At 72.5% G+C, this 17,102-nt stretch carries 11 protein-coding genes; 6 read left to right on the top strand and 5 right to left on the bottom strand.

The genetic code is table 11. The annotated features are described in order from the left end of the window. Window positions 1-78 precede the first annotated feature (78 nt). Window positions 79-4,773, top strand: a complete 4,695-nt coding sequence (locus AC07AG_RS33390) for a coiled-coil domain-containing protein (RefSeq protein WP_478759892.1) — start codon at window positions 79-81, stop codon at window positions 4,771-4,773. On the opposite strand, the gene AC07AG_RS33395 is transcribed toward AC07AG_RS33390, so the two are convergent. The 4 genes from AC07AG_RS33395 to AC07AG_RS33410 all read right to left on the bottom strand — a co-directional run bounded on the left by AC07AG_RS33395 (window position 4,770) and on the right by AC07AG_RS33410 (window position 10,585). After that, window positions 4,770-5,897: an aromatic ring-hydroxylating oxygenase subunit alpha gene (locus tag AC07AG_RS33395; protein ID WP_478759894.1), complete on the bottom strand. Its 1,128-nt coding sequence runs from the start codon at window positions 5,895-5,897 to the stop codon at window positions 4,770-4,772. The two genes, AC07AG_RS33390 and AC07AG_RS33395, sit on opposite strands and share 4 nt — an antisense overlap. Window positions 5,898-5,920: 23 nt before the next feature. Continuing rightward, the gene (locus AC07AG_RS33400; protein WP_478759972.1) at window positions 5,921-8,326 is read right to left on the bottom strand and encodes a GcvT family protein; all 2,406 of its coding nucleotides are present in this window, start codon (window positions 8,324-8,326) and stop codon (window positions 5,921-5,923) included. 95 nt (window positions 8,327-8,421) lie between these two features. Beyond that, window positions 8,422-9,507, bottom strand: coding sequence for an S-(hydroxymethyl)mycothiol dehydrogenase (locus tag AC07AG_RS33405; protein WP_478759896.1), 1,086 nt, complete (start codon window positions 9,505-9,507; stop codon window positions 8,422-8,424). Window positions 9,508-9,733: 226 nt separating this feature from the next. Continuing rightward, window positions 9,734-10,585, bottom strand: coding sequence for an IclR family transcriptional regulator (locus AC07AG_RS33410; protein ID WP_478759898.1), 852 nt, complete (start codon window positions 10,583-10,585; stop codon window positions 9,734-9,736). 191 nt (window positions 10,586-10,776) lie between these two features. Between AC07AG_RS33410 and AC07AG_RS33415 the strand changes: the two genes are divergently transcribed. Both AC07AG_RS33415 and AC07AG_RS33420 read left to right on the top strand, forming a co-directional pair. Then, a complete protein-coding gene (locus AC07AG_RS33415; protein ID WP_478759900.1) occupies window positions 10,777-11,097 on the top strand; it encodes a bifunctional 3-phenylpropionate/cinnamic acid dioxygenase ferredoxin subunit in 321 nt (106 codons plus the stop codon). Next, window positions 11,094-12,251: an NAD(P)/FAD-dependent oxidoreductase gene (locus tag AC07AG_RS33420; RefSeq protein WP_478759902.1), complete on the top strand. Its 1,158-nt coding sequence runs from the start codon at window positions 11,094-11,096 to the stop codon at window positions 12,249-12,251. The genes AC07AG_RS33415 and AC07AG_RS33420 overlap by 4 nt, the downstream gene beginning before the upstream one ends. A gap of 91 nt (window positions 12,252-12,342) precedes the next feature. Here the strand turns inward: AC07AG_RS33420 and AC07AG_RS33425 are convergent, their stop codons facing one another. Further along, window positions 12,343-12,804, bottom strand: coding sequence for a hypothetical protein (locus AC07AG_RS33425; protein WP_478759903.1), 462 nt, complete (start codon window positions 12,802-12,804; stop codon window positions 12,343-12,345). Between the two features lie 441 nt (window positions 12,805-13,245). On the opposite strand from AC07AG_RS33425, the gene AC07AG_RS33430 reads away from it, so the two are divergent. Genes AC07AG_RS33430 through AC07AG_RS33440 form a run of 3 tightly spaced genes read left to right on the top strand, consistent with a single transcriptional unit; the run spans window position 13,246 to window position 17,096 of the window. Further along, complete coding sequence (locus tag AC07AG_RS33430; protein ID WP_478759905.1) at window positions 13,246-16,245, top strand: sensor histidine kinase; 3,000 nt, start codon at window positions 13,246-13,248, stop codon at window positions 16,243-16,245. Further along, complete coding sequence (locus tag AC07AG_RS33435; RefSeq protein ID WP_478759907.1) at window positions 16,242-16,682, top strand: roadblock/LC7 domain-containing protein; 441 nt, start codon at window positions 16,242-16,244, stop codon at window positions 16,680-16,682. Before AC07AG_RS33430 ends, AC07AG_RS33435 begins: the two co-directional genes overlap by 4 nt. A 9-nt stretch (window positions 16,683-16,691) precedes the next feature. Beyond that, entirely contained in the window at window positions 16,692-17,096 is a 405-nt protein-coding gene (locus AC07AG_RS33440; RefSeq protein ID WP_190084953.1) for a DUF742 domain-containing protein, read from the top strand. Window positions 17,097-17,102: the final 6 nt, after the last annotated feature.

The following is a 17,102-nucleotide window of genomic DNA, read 5'->3' on the forward strand; positions in this document are numbered from 1 at the left end:
CCGACCCACCCCTGACGCCCCGACGTCACACCGCAACTTCCTGTTGTTCCGCACGACTTACGACGAGAGTCCGCCGCCATGTACGAGCTGTCCCGGGTCCGCCTCTACTCCATCGGCCCCGCCGGTGCGCGCTACGCCGACACCGTGCTTGACCTGCGCGGCGTCGGCGCGGAGGTGCCCGACCCCGCGCCCGCCCAGGCGGAGTTCTTCGAGGAGGAGCCGACCGGGCCGCCGCGCCGCCCGGCACCCGCGGGCGTGCTCTTCCTGGAGAACGGCGGCGGCAAGTCCGTCCTGCTCAAGCTGATCTTCTCGGTGATGCTGCCGGGCCACCGGAACACGCTGGGCGGCGCGAGCTCCGGAGTGCTGCGCAAGTTCCTGCTCGCGGACGACTGCGGGCACGTCGCCCTGGAGTGGCAGCACACGCTGACCGGTGAGTGCGTCGTCGTCGGCAAGGTCAGCGAATGGCGCGGGCGGCAGGTCTCCAACGACCCGCGGAAGTTCGCCGAGGCGTGGTACTCCTTCCGGCCAGGACCCGGGATGAGCCTCGACTCGCTGCCGGTCGCCGAGTCCACCGCCGTACGGCCGTCCGTGGAGGGCGTGTCGGGCGCGCAGGGCCGCAGGCGCACCATGAAGGGCTTCCGGGACGCGCTGACCGAGGCGGGCAAGGCGTACCCCCACCTCGAAGTGCACTGGGAGGAGATCCACGACCGCTGGATCGAGCACCTCGGCGACCTGGGCCTCGACCCCGAGCTCTTCCGCTACCAGCGGGAGATGAACGCCGACGAGGGCGAGGCCGCGGGTCTCTTCGCGGTCAAGAAGGACTCCGACTTCACCGACCTGCTGCTGCGCGCCGTCACGGACACACGGGACACGGACGGCCTCGCCGACCTCGTCCACGGCTTCGGCAACAAGCTGGGCCGCCGCTCCGAACTCATCGCCGAGCGGGAGTTCACCGCGGGCTCCGTCGATCTGCTCGGGCGGATCGTCGACGCCGCCGACACGCGCTCACGCGCGCGTGACGTGCACGCGGGAGCCGAGCGCCGCACCCGGACCCTCGCCCGCCGCCTCTCGGCGCGGGGCGTCACCGAGCGGGGCCGCGCCGGGGAGCTCTCCGAGCGGGTCACCGCAGCCGCGCACACCGTCACCACGGCGGAGGAGGCACGTGGCAGGTCCGCGCTGATCTCCGCGGAACTCGCCTTCCGGCACGCCTCGTTGGCGCTCACCGTCGCCGAGAAGGCCGCCGCCGCGCAGCGCCGCGAGCTCGCGGACGCGCGCCAGCTGCACTCCGCCTGGCAGGCGGCCGAAGCCGTCCTGCGCCACCGCGCCGCAGCCGACCGCTCCGCGCGCGTGGCCTCCGCCATCCTGGAGGCCGAGCGGGACGCGGCGCCCGCCCTCGCCGCACGCTCCAAGGCGGCGGGCGATCTCGTCCGGGTCCTGCACACCGCGGCCGAGGGCGCCGAGTCCCTCGCGAACGAAGAAGAGGAGCGCTCCGCCGCCCTCCAGGAGACCGGCGAGGCCGCCCACCGCGACGCCACCGTCGCCGCGACGGAGGCGCAGCGCGCCCGCAGCGAGGCCGGACACCTGCGCCAGCGCCTCGCCGAGGTCGAGCAGGAGACCACGGAGGCGGTCCGCGCCGGCTGGCTGGACGACACCGCGCCGGACGCCGACCCGGCACGCGCGGCGCTGGCCGCGAGCGATGCCGAGAAGACCACGGTGACCGCCTGGGACACCGCCCGCGAGACGTCCCTGCGCGCCTCCGAGCACGCCAAGGAAGCGGCCGCGGCCGAGGCCCGCGCCGAGCTCACCGCGGCCCGCGCCTCGGACGCCGCGGACGCCGCGGAGCACGCGTACGACGCGGAACGCCGTGCCGCGGAGTCGATCGCCGAGGACGAGCGCCTCGCCGAGCTGCTCGGCCTGCCGGGAGCGAGCGCCCTGGGCGGAGTGCCGCTGCCCCGGAAGAGCGCGGCCGGTGCGGACCCGGACCCCCGCGGCCCCGCGGGCCCCGGCGCGGACGGGGAGACCGGCACCGCCAGCAGCCCCCTCGCCGAAGGCCCCCTCTCCCTCGTCGAGTTGGACCGCAGCGCCGACGACCTGCGCACGCTCCTCGAAGACGGGGTCGCCTCCGCCGAGCGCCAGCTCTTCGAACTGCGCACCGCGGCCGCCGACGACTCCCGGATCCTGGGCGCCCTCGGTGACGGCGGGCTGCTGCCGCCGGGCCCTGACGTCCTGGCCACCGTCGAGTTCCTCGGTGAGCACGGCATCCCCGCCCTGCCCGGCTGGCGCTACCTCGCGCAGGCCGTCGACCCCACCGACCACGCGCGCGTGCTCGCCGCCAGGCCCGAGCTGGTCGACGGCGTGGTCATCACCGACCCCGCCACCCACGCACGGGCCCGCGAAGCGCTCGCGGGCGCCGCCCTGCTGCCCCGCTCCGCGGTCGCCGTCGGCACCGCCGCCGCCCTCCTCGCGCCGACCCCCGGTGCGGACGCACAGGGCGAGGACGTCTTCCTCGTACCGCCGAACCCCGCCATGCACGACGAGCACGCCGCCGACGAGGAGCGGACGACGCTCCGCGCGCGGGCGGCCCAGCGCGACGAGGAGATCAGGGCGCTCGCCGTCCGTCTCGCCAAGGACCGTGAGCTCGCCGCGCGGCTCGCCTCCTGGCGCGGCGGCTGTCCGGCCGGGCGCATCGAAGAGCTCGCCGTCGCCGCACGCAACGCGCGCGCCTTCGCCGAAGAGGCCGAGGCCGAGCTCGCCGAGGCCCGCACGGTCCGTGCCGAGGCCGACGAGGCCGCGGCCGAAGCGGCACGCGCGCGTGACGAGCGGCAGGAGGCCGCCCAGCGCGCGCGGCGCGTCGCCGACGCACTCGCGGGCCTCGCCTTCCGCCTGCGCGAGCGCGCGGGCTGGCAGACCAAGCTGCGCGAACTCGCCGACGACGCCGTCGAGTCCGAGGCCCGCGCCCAGACCTGCCTGGACCGCGCCCGCGCCGCCGACGAGGACCGCCGCGCCGCCCAGCGCGCGGCCGACGACGCCCGCCGCACCGCGCGTGCCCTGCGCGCCGAGCGCGCCGAGATCGCGGGCGCTCCCGAGGACCTGCCCGAGGAGGCAGGCGCCCCCAAGACCTCGCTGCCCGCACTCCGCGAGGCCTACCGCGCCGCGTCCCAGCTCTACGAAAAGGTCGGCGTCGGCGCCGACCTGCGCGCCGAACAGGCCCGCGCCGAGAGCGACGAGAGCGGCGCACTCGCCGAGCTCGACCGGCTCAGCAACAAGGTCCGCACCCGCGCCGCCCTGCTCCTGGAGGGCACGGACGGCTCCGACGGCCCGTCCCGGCAGGCCGCGTCCGCCCGCGCGGAGGCCCAGGTCCAGCTCATCGAGACCCGCGCCTCCACCGCGAGCGAGCAGCTCGGAAGGCTCCGCGGCGAGGCCGAGCGCCTGGCGCCGCAGGACGGCGACGCGCACACCGAGCTCCCCGAGGACCTCGTCCCCGCCGACGCCGAGCAGGCACAGACCCTGCTGCGCACCGCGACCACCGAACTGGCCGCCCATACCGACGCGTTGAGCCAGGCCAAGGACGCGCACGCCACCCTCCTCCAGGCTCACCGCGCCGCCGAGGACGCCGCCGGAGGCTTCGACGAGACGGCGGCCCTCCTGCGCGACCTGCTGCGCGATCAGCACCAGGACACCGAGGGCGCCGCAGCGGCCGAAGAGCCCGAGCCCTACCCCGGCACCCTCGAAGAGGCCCGCCAGTCCGCGTCCGAGACCCGGCGCTCCCTGCGCGGCTGCGCCGCCGACCTCTCCGCCGCCGAGGCCGCCGTCCGCGAGGCCAGCGACATCCTCGTACGGCACGCGAACTCCACCCGCTACGAGCAGGTGCGCACCCCCGCACGCCAGCAGATCCGCGAACTGCCCGCGTCCGCGCTGCCGGAGCACGCCAAGAAGTGGGCCGACGCCTTCGCGCCCCGTCTGCGCGTGCTCACCGACGAGCTGGAGCAGCTGGAGCGCAACCGCGACAGCATCGTGGACCGCCTGCGCGGGCTCGTGGAGTCCTCGCTCGCCACGCTCAGGTCGGCCCAGCGCCTGTCGCAGCTGCCCGAGGGCCTGGGGGAGTGGTCGGGCCAGGAGTTCCTGCGCGTCCGCTTCGACGAACCCGACCAGGCGACCCTGACGGAGCGCCTCGGCGAGGTCATCGACGAGGCCACGCGGGCTGCGGTCAAGAAGAACTCCGACATGCGCCGGGACGGAATGTCCCTGCTGCTGCGCGGAGTCCAGGCCGCCCTGGAGCCGCGCGGCATCGCCGTGGAGATCCTCAAGCCGGACGCCGTGCTGCGCGCCGAGCGCGTGCCGGTCGGCCAGATGGGCGACGTCTTCTCCGGCGGCCAGCTGCTCACCGCCGCCATCGCGCTGTACTGCACGATGGCCGCCCTGCGCAGCAACGACCGGGGCCGCGACAAGCACCGGCACGCCGGCACGCTCTTCCTCGACAACCCCATCGGCCGCGCCAACGCCACGTATCTCCTGGAGCTCCAGCGGGCCGTGTCGGACGCGCTCGGCGTGCAGCTCCTGTACACCACCGGCCTGTTCGACACGACGGCACTCGCGGAGTTCCCGCTGGTCATCCGCTTGCGGAACGACGCGGACCTGCGCGCGGGCCTGAAGTACATCAGCGTCGAGGAGCACCTGCGGCCGGGCCTGCCGCAGCAGGACCCGGCCGAGGAGACGGTGCACGGCGAGATCACGGCGACGCGCATGTACAAGCGCCCGGCGCCTACGGCCTAGCCCAACAGGCCGGTCAGCCACTCGTGGAACTGCCCGATGTGGTGCTCGGTCGGCACGAGCACCCCGCCCCCGCGATAGGCGCGTGACGCCATCGCGGGCTGGGTGCGCTCGCAGGCCTCGAAGTCCTGTTCGTTGACCCGGTGGAAGAGCTCCACCGACTTGGTGAGATCGACGCCGGACGCCACGACCTCGGGTGCGTACAGCCAGTCGCACTCGACGACCGTGCGGTCCTCGGCCAGCGGGAACATCCGGTGCAGGATCACGTGGTCGGGGACGAGGTTGATGAAGACGGTCGGCTTGATCGTGATCGCGTAGTAGCGGCGGTCCTGGTCATCGGCGACCTCGGGGAGGCGGCCGAAGCCCGCGCTGCCGTCGACGGTGAATCCGCTGACCTCCTCGCCGAACGAGGCGCCGTGCCCGACGTAGTACTGGGCGGCGAATCCGTCGGCGAACTCCGGCAGGACGTCGGTCAGTTCGGGGTGGATGGTCGCGCAGTGGTAGCACTCCATGAAGTTCTCGACGATCAGTTTCCAGTTGGCGCGCACGTCGTACGTGACGCGCTTGCCGAGGTCGAGTCCTTCGGTTCCGTAATGCTCAATGGATGCGGCGTCGCCCAGCCGCTCCACGGCCGCACCGATGACGCTCTCTTCGAAGGAGGGCGGTTCGTCGGACAGACACACCCAGGCGTAGCCGAGCCACTCCCGCAGCGCGACCTTGACCAGGCCGTACGCGGTGCGGTCGACGTCGGGCATCTTCACCAGGTTCGGCGCGGCGATCAGCTTGCCGTCCATGTCGTACGTCCAGGCGTGGTACGGGCATTGGAGGGCGCGGCGCACCTCGCCCGACTCCTGTGTGCACAGCCGGGCGCCGCGGTGGCGGCAGATGTTGAGGAACGCGCGCAGCTCTCCGGAGCGGGAGCGGGTGACAAGGACGCTCTCGCGGCCGATCTGGACGGTGCGGAAGGCGCCGGGTTTGTCGAGGTCGGCGGCGCGCACCGCGCAGAACCAGAGCGACTCGAAGACGCGCTCCTGTTCCTGGCGGAAGATCTCCGGGTCGGTGTAGAAGTGGCCCGGCAGCGTGGTCATCAGGCTGGCGGCTGACGGGGCCTCAGGGGTCGTCGTCACGGTGGCGTACTCCTCAAGCGGCTTCAGCGGCGGATGCGGGTCATCTTCGGGTCGAACAGCGGTTCTTCGGCGACCGTCGCGGAGACCTTCTCGCCGAAGTACTCGATGTGCACGCCCGTGCCCGCCTCCAGGGGCGGCAGCCACGCGTAGGCGACACAGCGGCCCAGCGTGTAGCCGTACGAGGCGCTGGTGACGTACCCGGACGGGACCCCGTCGACGGACACCGGCTCCTTGCCGAGGACCACGGCGGCCGGATCGTCCAGCAGCAGCGCGGTGAGCCTCCGCGCGGGGGAGCCGAGCCGTTCGAGCGCGGCACGGCCCACGAAGTCGCCCCGGTCCATGCGGACGGCGAAGCCGACACCCGCCTCGTACGGGGTGTGCTCGGCGGTCATGTCGTGGCCCCACGCGCGGTATCCCTTCTCCAGGCGCAGGCTGTTGAACGCCGACCTCCCGGCCGCGATCACGCCGTGCCGCTGCCCCGCCTCCCAGAGCGTGTCCCAGAGGCGAAGGCCGGTGTCGGCGCTCGTGTAGAGCTCCCAGCCCAGTTCACCGACGTACGACAGCCGCATCGCCGTCACCGGGACCTGGCCGATGTAGGTCTCCTTGGCCTTGAAATAGCCGAACGCCTCGTGCGAGAAGTCGTCACGCGTGAGCGGCTGGACGAGGTCGCGGGCGAGGGGGCCCCAGACACCGATGCAGCAGGTGCCCGACGTGATGTCCCGCAGGTGCACGTCGTCGGGGGAGTGGCGCAGCAGCCAGTCCAGGTCGGCCGGGCTGTTGGCGCCGACCTGGAAGCGGTCCGGGGCGAGCCGGGCCACCGTGAGGTCGGATCGGATGCCGCCCGCCTCGTCCAGGAGGAGGGTGTAGGTCACCGCGCCGGGCTTCTTGGCCAGGTTGTTGGAGGTCATGCGCTGCAGGAAGGCGAGCGCGCCGGGCCCCGACACCTCCAGGCGGCGCAGGGGAGTCATGTCGTAGAGGGCGACCTTCTCGCGGGTCGCCCTCGCCTCCGCCGCCGCGATCGGCGACCAGTGGCGGGCCGACCAGGCGTCGCGTCCGGGGACCTCGACGTCCGCGAGGAGCGGGGCGTTCGCCTCGTACCAGTGCGGACGCTCCCAGCCGCCGCCCTCCAGGAAGACGGCGCCCAGCTCCTGCTGCCGGGCGTAGAAGGGGCTGACCCGCAGGGGCCTCGGCTGCTCCATGGGCTGCAGGGGGTGCAGGACGTCGTAGACCTCGACGAACTGCTGGGCGCCGCGTTCGGCGACGTACGCGGGGGAGCGCTGGGCGTCCTCGAAGCGGGTGAGGTCGCAGTCGTGCACGTCGACGGAGGGCCGCCCGTCGACCATCCACTCGGCGACGGCCTTGGCCACGCCCGCGGAGTGCGTCACCCACACCGCCTCGGCCAGCCAGAAGCCGCGCAGCGCACGGGACTCGCCGAGGACCGGCATCCCGTCCGGGGTGAAGGAGAAGACGCCGTTGAAGCCCTCCGCGACGTCGGTGCCGCGCAAGGAGGGCAGCAGCCAGCCGCAGTCCTCCCAACTCGGCGCGAAATCGTCCTCGGTGAAGGGGTACGAGGACGGCATCTCCGCGGACGCGTCGTACGCCGGGACCGTGAACGCGTCCACGGGCAGCGGACGATGGGCGTACGAGCCGATGCCGATGCGGTCATCGTGCTCACGGAAGTACAGATCGCGGTCCTGGAAGCGGAGGATCGGCTTCGAGGCCTCCGTGCGCGGGTCGTTGACGCCCGCGAGCTCCGGGAGCGGCCCGGTCTTCGCGTACTGGTGGGCGAGCGGGAGGAGGGGTATGTCCACGCCGGCCATGCGCCCGATCACCGGACCCCAGAAGCCGGCCGCCGACACGACGTGGTCGGCGGGGAACGTGCCCCGGTCGGTGACGACGCCCGTGACGCGCCCCGCCTCCTGTTCTATGCCGGTGACCGTGTGCCGGTCGAGGAACCGCGCGCCACGCGCGCGTGCCCGTTCGATCTGCGCCCGGCAGGCGAGCACGGCGCGGGCGAGCCCGTCGTCGGGGGTGTGCAGACCACCGATGATCTTGCTCTCGTCGACGAGCGGCCACATCTCCTTGCACCGGGCTGCGTCGACCAGCTCCGCGCGGATGCCCCAGGACGCGGCGTATCCGGCCTTGCGGTGCAGGTCGGCCCAGCGCTCGGGCGTGGTGGCGAGTTCGAGGCCGCCGACCGGGTTGAAGCAGGACAGGCCGTCCACTTCCAGGGCCCCGAACTTCTCCACCGTGTACGTCGCGAAGGCGGTCAGGGTCTTGGACGGTCCTGTCTGGAAGACCAGGCCGGGGGCGTGCGACGTGGAGCCGCCGGGGGCGGGGAGCGGACCCTGTTCGAGGACCGTGACGTCGGTCCAGCCGCGGGCGGTCAGCTCGTCCGCGAGGGAGCAGCCGACGATGCCGGCGCCGATGACGACGACGCGGGGGGATCCTTCCGGGGGTGTGGGTGTGGGTGTGGGTGTGGGTGTGGGTGTGGGTGTGGGTGCGGGCGTGGGCGCGTGGCCGCTCACAGGACCACCACCGAACGCAGGACCTCACCGCGGTGCATCCTGCCGAACGCCTCCTCGACCTGGTCGAGCGTGATCGTCTCGGAGACGAATGCGCCGAGGTCGAGCCTGCGGGTGAGGTACTGGTCGACGAGGATCGGGAAATCGCGGGTCGGCAGACAGTCGCCGTACCAGGACGACTTGAGGGCGCCGCCGCGCGAGAACAGGTCGATCAGCGGCAGATCGATCGTCATATCCGGGTCGGGCACGCCCACTTGGACCAGCACACCCGCGTGATCGCGCATGTAGAAGGCCTGTTTGTACGTCGACGGGGTGCCGACCGCGTCGATTGCGACGTCGACCCCGAAACCGCCGGTGAGTTCGCGGACCGCGTCGACCGGGTCCGTGCCACGGGAGTTGACGGTGTGCGTGGCGCCGAACCGGGTCGCCCCGTCGAGCTTGGCCTCGTCGATGTCGACGGCGATGACGCGGCGCGCGCCCGCGAGCGATGCCCCGGCGATCGCGGCGTTGCCGACCCCGCCGCAGCCGATGACGGCCACGGTGTCGCCGCGGCCGACCCGGCCGGTGTTCACGGCGGCTCCGTAGCCGGCCATCACGCCGCAGCCGATGAGCCCGGCGGCCTCGGGGCGGGCCGCCGGGTCGACCTTCACGGCCTGCCCCGCGGCGACCAGGGTCTTCTCGGCGAAGGCGCCGATGCCGAGGGCGGGGCTCAGGGGGGTGCCGTCCAGGAGGGTCATGGGCCGGGCGGCGTTGCGCGAGTCGAAGCAGTACCAGGGGCGGCCGCGCAGGCAGGAGCGGCAGCCTCCGCAGGGGGCGCGCCAGGCGAGCACCACATAGTCGCCGGGGGCGAGATCGGTGACGTCGGCGCCGATGGCCTCGATGGTGCCCGCGGCCTCATGGCCGAGCAGGAACGGGAAGTCGTCGTTGATCGCGCCTTCCCGGTAGTGCAGATCCGTGTGGCAGACCCCGCAGGCCTGCACGGAGACAAGTACCTCTCCCGGTCCGGGATCTGGCACGACGATCGTCTGCACCTCGACGGGTGCGCCCTTTTTCATGGCGACGACGGCACGGACCTCGTGTGGCACGGCCAGGCTCCTCTGCTGTTGCGCACTGCACGACGGGTTGCGCTATGAGAGACATACTGGGAACGCCATCAAGAGGCCGTCAAGGGGTGGGAGTTAACCCTTGGCAAATCGCCTGGGCGCAGCGAAACGCGATCGACACGTGACCGGGGGCGCGGCGGAAACGGGACGAGGGCGGAGCCAGGAATCCCCGGCTCCGCCCTCGTGTCAGGCGTCTAGTGGCGTCCCGTCAGAAGCCGTAGCCCATCCGCCTCGACAGCTCCACGGCGGCGGCGACCGTGCGCTTGGCGAGCTCGGTGAGCCGGTCCTCGGTCAGCCGGTACACGGGCCCCGACGCGCTGAGCGCCCCGATCACCTTGCCGTCGTGCGCGCGCACCGGCGCGGCGACGGCGGCAAGGCCCACCTCGAGCTCCTCCACGGCGATGGCGAACCCCTGCTCGACGACGGTCTCCAGCTCGCCGCGCAGGGCCACCGTCCCGGTCACGGTGTGCTCGGTCAGGCGCGGCAGCGTCCGCGCGACCAGGCCCTCGCGCAGTGTCGTCGGCAGGTGGGCCAGCAGGATCTTGCCGCTCGATGTGGCGTGCAGCGGGGTGCGCCTGCCCAGCCAGTTCTGCGCGGTCACGGACGCGGGGCCGCGGGCCTGCATGATGTTGACCGCGGCGTCGTCGTCCAGGATCGCGATGTTGACCGTCTCGCCCAGCTCGTCGGCGAGGTCGCGGCAGACCGGGCCGCCCTCCTGGGAGATGTCCAGACGCACTGCCGCCGCCCCCGCGAGGCGCAGTACGCCGGCCCCCAGGAAGTACTTCCCGCGGTCCTTGGCCTGTCCCACAAGGCCCCGGTTCTCCAGGACGCCGAGCAGCCGGAAGGCCGTCGACTTGTGCACCCCCAACTCGTCGGCGATCTCGGTGACCCCGGCCTCGCCGAGCCGGGCGAGTATCTCCAGGACGCTGACCGCGCGGTCCACGGACTGGACAGATCCCGGGGCCCCTTTCGGCTGCTTCTCGCGCGACTCGGGCTGGTCCTCGGGTCGGTTCTCGCGCGGATCCTCGTTCTGATCAGGCTGTTTCCGCGTGCCGGTCATATCTCAACTCTCACCACCTCGCGGCCTGTTGAAGCCGCATCTTCGGGAAGCCCTTGACGCGGTGGGCATCCCGACCGGATTCTGTTGCGCATAGCGCTCCCTCGTGCGCCATGCGAAACATCATGTTACCGAAGGGTCCTGGGCCGAGAAGGTGTCAGGACCGGGCCGAGAGAGATCAAGAGGGGGGCCCAATGATTCCCGTCTGCCGCCTTGAAGACCTCCCCGCGGGCGAATCCGTCCGTGTCGACACCACACCGCCCATCGCGGTGTTCAACGCCGACGGCGAGATCTACGCCATCGACGACACCTGCAGCCACCAGGACGCCTCTCTCTCCGAGGGCTGGCTCGAAGGATGCCTGGTCGAATGCCCGCTCCATGCCGCCTCGTTCGATCTCCGAACGGGGCGTCCGACCTGCCTGCCGGCCCGCCGCCCCGTGCGCACCCATCAGGTGAGCGTCGACGACGGCACGATCCACGTCCACCTCGTGGCCGAGGAGGGTTCCGCCGCATGAGGACCATCACCGTGGTGGGCGCCTCGCTCGCCGGGCTCTACGCGGCGCGCGAGCTGCGCGCCCAGGGATACGACGGACGGCTCGTGATCATCGGCGACGAGCCGCACCCACCGTACGACAGGCCGCCGCTGTCCAAGGACTTCCTCACCGGGAAGGCGGACGAGGATCAACTCGCCCTGTCGGACGACGAGGAGGCGGACGAACTCGCCGCCGAATGGCTGCTCGGGGTGCGCGCCCGCGCCCTGGACCCGCGGGGCCGCACCGTGCTCCTGGACGACGGCAGGACCGTCGCGAGTGACGGGGTGGTCATCGCGACCGGGGCCTTTGCACGCCGCCTGCCGGGCCCGTCCCTGGCGGGGGTGCACACCCTGCGCACCCTGGACGACGCCCGCGCCCTGCGCGCGGACCTCGCCGCGTGGCCGCAGCGGGTCGTCGTGATCGGCGGCGGCTTCATCGGCGCCGAGACCGCGTCCTCGTGCGTGGCGCTCGGGCACGACGTGACGGTCGTCGAGGCCGCCCCGCTGCCGCTGCTTCCGCAACTGGGCGCGGACATGGCAGCGGTGTGCGCCGGACTGCACGCGCGCGGGGGAGCGGAGCTCGTGACGGGCACCGGTGTCGCCGCGCTGCACGGCGACGCGACCGTGCGCGCGGTGGAGCTCGCCGACGGCCGCATGCTCCCCGCCGATGTGGTGGTCGTCGGGATCGGCGCCACCCCCAACACCGGCTGGCTCGCGGGCTCGACCCTCGCCCTGGGCGACGGCGTGCTCTGCGACGACGGCTGCGTCACCGGCATTCCGCACGTGGTCGCCGTGGGCGATGTCGCCCGCGTGGGCACCACGCGCGCCGAACACTGGACGAGCGCCACGGAGCAACCCCGCGTCGCCGTACGCAACTTGCTGGCCGGCCACACCGCCGAGACCGTGCGCCCGCTGCCGTACTTCTGGTCCGACCAGTACGGCTCCCGCATCCAGTTCGCGGGGCGGCGGCGCGCCGACGACGCCGTGCGCCTCCTCGAAGGCTCACTGGAGGAAGGCAGTTTCCTCGCCGCTTACGAGCGGGAGGGGCACACCACGGCGGTCCTCGCGGTGGACCGGCCGCGCCCGTTCATGCGGATGCGGCGCGGGCTGCTGGCCGCGGTGCCTGTCGCGGCCTGACTCCCGGTGCGCGAGTCCGCGCCGGTGTGCTCCCAGAGGCTCCCAGAGGCCTGAGTGCCCCTAGAAGTGCGGCAACTGGCGGCCGACTCCGCTAGGAGTGCGACAACTGGCCTGCTCCGCCACGCCGCCGTATGCGTTCCTCGCTCCGTGCCGCCGTCCGGGCCTCCCGACGGGCCCGGCGCCGCTCGCGGCGCAGCTGACGCGCCGTGCTGCTCGGGACCGACACCACGCCGTGCCGCTGGTTCCACACCTGCCGGGTCACCCAGACGTCGAGGACGCCCCAGGTGGCGACCACGGTGCTCGCCACGCTGCTCAGCACCATCGGGAAGGACAGCCAGGATCCGGCCAGCGCGCACAGGAAAGCCGTCATCGCTTGCATCAGGGTCAGCGCCACGATGATCACGGCGCGCACCGCGGCCGTACGCACCGGATCGGGCAGGCGCCGTCTGCGCGCCGGCTCCTCGATCCACAACTCCCTGCGGTCCTCGCCGGACTGACGCCTGGATGTCTCGTGCTCATCCTCGGTCGTCCTCCGGCGCTCTGCCGTGCCCATCAACTCGTCACTCCCCCGGTGCCCCACGGGCCGTTCGATGAGATGTCGGCGGACCCGACTCCCCAGTGGCTGCCCGGTATACGCGGCTTTATGTCACCTGGGTACGGCATGCGGTCCCCTGGCGTCCGCTGTCCCCAACTCCCGTACTGAAGGACGTACGAGAGGCCCGGAAGATTCCCGCCCGGTTCGGGAAAGCGAAGAGATCCGGCCAACTGGGGCGACAGGCAAAGGGGAATGTGCCGAGTGGCATGTGCCACACGCGGGATGCAATCTCCCGAATTGGAGGGACAACTGGGGACGTCGCTTTTACGTCACGGCTGAAATCCATCCGGACGTGCCTTCGAGTTGCTCCTGGGTCAGTAGTAGGCTCACGCCGTTTGTTGACGCACATGTGTGCCCCTGGCCATAGCGCGGCCGCAGGGGGCCGATCTGGGGGAGGCCATGCGCTTTCGCGGGAAGTCCATCCGCCGGAAGATCGTGGCATTGCTGCTGGTGCCGCTCATTTCCCTGACCGCGATGTGGGGTTTTGCCACCTACCTCACCGGTCAGTCGGCCAAGGACCTCATCGACGTCTCCAATGTCGTCGACAAGATCGGGTATCCGATCGAGGACACCGCCCGGGTCGTCCAGCAGGAACGCCGCCAGACCCTCGTCTATCTCGCCGACCCCCGCGCATCCGACGCGCTCGCGGCCCTGCGCCGCAGCCGCACGGCCACCGATGACATGGTCGCCAAGGTCGTGGAGAACGCCGAGCACCCGGACGTGCGGGACGAGGTCACCGGACAGTCGGCGGATCGCCTCGCCTCCCTCCTCGACTCCTTCGAGGGCATCGAGTCGCTGCGCCGCACGGTCGAGGAAGGCACGATCACCCGCGCCGGCGCGCTGAAGATGTACACGAAGCTGATCGACCCCTGCTACGGCTTCCTGATGACCCTCCACGGTCTCGACGACGTGACGATGGACCAGCAGGGCCGGGCGCTCGTCGGCGTGACCCGCGCGCGTGAACTGCTCTCCCGCGAGGACGCGTTGCTCGGCTCCGCGCTCGTCGCGCGCCGGCTCACCAAGGCCGAGATCCGGGAGATATCCGACCTCAGGGCCCAGCGCACGCTGCTGTACGAGGTCAACCTCGCGCAGCTGCCCGACGACGAACGCGCCGGCTACGAGCGCTACTGGAACGGCGCACAGACGACCGAGCTGAGGGCCGCGGAGAAGGCAGTCGTCGAGTCCTCGCCCGGCACCCCGCGCTCCGTCACGTCGGCACGCTGGGACGCCGCTTCGGGCAAGGCGCTCAAGGACCTCGCCGAGCGCGACAAGGCGGCGGGCGACCGCTTCCAGAACCGCGTCGAGCCGGTGGCCGTCGGCGTCATCGTGCGCGTCGCCGTGGCGGGCGTGTTCGGTCTGCTCGCCCTGCTGTTCTCGGTCTTCATGTCCGTACGCATCGGCAGCAGCCTCATCCGTGACCTGCGCCGCATGCGCCTGGAGGCCCACGAGGCGTCCGGCGTCCGGCTGCCCGGCGTGCTGCGCCGCCTGGCGGCGGGCGAACAGGTCGACGTGGAGACCGAGGCACCGCGCCTGACGTACGAGAAGGACGAGATCGGCCAGGTGGGCCAGGCGCTCAACACCCTGCAGCGCGCCGCGGTCGAGGCCACCGTCAAACAGGCCGACCTGCGCCGCGGCGTCTCCGAGGTGTTCGTCAACCTCGCACGGCGCAGCCAGGTTCTCCTGCACAAGCAGCTCACCCTGCTCGACACCATGGAGCGCAGGACCGAGGACACCGACGAGCTCGCCGACCTCTTCCGCCTCGACCACCTCACCACGCGCATGCGGCGGCACGCGGAGGGCCTCGTGATCCTCTCCGGCGCCGCCCCCTCCCGGCAGTGGCGCAAGCCCGTCCAGCTCATGGACGTCGTCCGCGCGGCCGTCGCCGAGGTCGAGGACTACGAACGCATCGAGGTGCGCCGCCTGCCGCGCATCGCCGTCACCGGGCCCGCGGTCGCCGACCTCACCCACCTGATGGCCGAACTCCTGGAGAACGCCACGGTGTTCTCGCCCCCGCACACCGCGGTGCAGGTCCTCGGTGAGCACGTCGCCAACGGCTTCACCCTGGAGATCCACGACCGGGGCCTCGGCATGGCGGCCGACGCGCTCCTGGACGCCAACCTCCGCCTCGCGGAGACCCCGGAGTTCGAGCTCTCCGACACCGACCGCGTCGGCCTCTTCGTGGTGAGCCGCCTCGCCCAGCGCCAGCGCGTGCGCGTCTCCTTGCAGCCCTCTCCGTACGGCGGGACCACCGCCGTCGTGTTCATCCCCGAGACGCTGCTCACGGACGACGTACCGGACACGAACGGCATCGGGTTCCGTCTCGACCGTCCGCAGCCCAAGGAGGCCCTGGGCCGCGACACCGCGGGCGACAAGCAGGCCGCGCTCGGCCAGGTGCCCGTGCAGCTTCCGGGACTTCCCGCGTCCCTCCTCGACGGTCCCGTCGAGCTCGAGGCGCCGGTCGGCATGGCGGGACTCGACCCCTTCCCCGGCGCGCTCGGCGACCTCGGCGACGACGACAGCGAACGCGGCGGACTCTTCCGCCCCCGCCGCCGCATGGCCGGCGTCCAGAGCGACGAACAGCACCAGCAGGCCCGCGACGAGCGGGAGACGGGCGAACGCGAGCCCGCCCGCCCCGGCGACCTGCCCTCGCGAGGCGGAGGCAGCGTCGGGACCGGCAACGGCCGAGGCTTCGGCGCCTCCGTTGACGACACGCCCCCCGAGGACCCCGTCGAGCTGCCCCGCCGCAGGACCCCGAAGCTGGTCTCCTCGCACGGCCGTCCCGTGACGCACAACAGGCCGCGAGGCGCGGCGGATGACGACGAGGCGGCACCGGAGCGCTCAGAGCGCCCCGCGCGCTCCCAGGCCCCCGCGGGCCGCCCTCAGGGCGGCGCCGTGGACCGGGACCGCGGCACCGCGGCCGAGCCCATCGACCTGCCGCGCCGCCCCGAGCCCCAGTCAGCCTGGCCCGACCTCTCGCCGCCGCACCGCGACGTCACCGCGGCCGACGCCCCGCCGGACCTGCCGAGGCGCAGCCGGCGTACGGAGTCCACACGTACGGAGTCCACCCGTACGGAAGCTCCGCGCGCGGAAGCCCCGCGTACGGAGACCGAGCCCCGCGCCGGCCAGGCGCCGGCGCCCACCACCGCCCCCGGCGGACTGCCCCGGCGCGTCCGCCAGGCCAATCTCGCCCCACAGTTGAAGGACGGGCCGGACCAACGCACGGAACGCGACTCGGCACCGGCCACGACCAGGCCGGAAGAGCGCGACGCCGACGAGGTCCGCAGCCGGATGGCTTCGCTCCAGCGTGGCTGGCGGCGCGGCCGTGAAGAGAACGCCGCGGGCGAAGACGCCCTGGACGGCACAGCACCAGGAACGACATCTGAGGGGGACGGTCGATGACCGCACCGAAGGCCGACGCACGTACCGCCGCATCCGGGGCAACGGGAGAGCTGAACTGGCTCCTCGACGACCTGGTGCAGCGGGTCGCCAGCATCCGCAAGGCGCTCGTGCTCTCCGGCGACGGCCTGCCCACCGGCGTATCGAAGGATCTGACCAGGGAGGACAGTGAGCATCTCGCGGCTGTCGCCTCCGGCTTCCACAGCCTCGCCAAGGGCGTCGGACGCCACTTCGAGGCGGGCAGGGTCCGCCAGACCGTGGTCGAGCTCGACGACGCCTTCCTTTTCGTCACGGCCGCGGGTGACGGCAGCTGTCTCGCCGTCCTCTCGGACGCCGACTCCGACGTAGGTCTGGTCGCCTACGAAATGACGCTGCTGGTCAAGAGGGTGGGTGTGCATCTGGGTACGGCGCCGCGCACCGACCTGGCCACGGGAGGGTAGCGGGAGGGTATGAGCGAAGACGGGCAAGGGACACAGGGGACGCATCGCTGGTTCGACGACGACGCCGGGCCCGTGGTGCGGCCGTATGCCATGACGCGCGGCCGGACCACCAGTCCGGCCCAGCACCGCCTCGACCTGATCGCGGTGGTCATCGCGGAGGCCCGCGCCGGTGACCCGGAGGCGGACCGGACGCTGTCCCCGGAGCACGTGGACATCGTCGGGCTCTGCCGTGACAGCCCCCAGTCGGTCGCCGAACTGGCGGCCGAGCTGGACCTCCCCATCGGCGTGATCCGTGTGCTCATCGGCGATCTCGTCGACGACGAACTGGTGCACGTGACACGTCCCGTACCCCCCGCGGAACTGCCGGACGAGAGTATTCTGCGCGACGTGATCAACGGCCTCCGGGCGCTCTGAACAGCG

This window comes from Streptomyces sp. NPDC044044 (assembly GCF_056434405.1).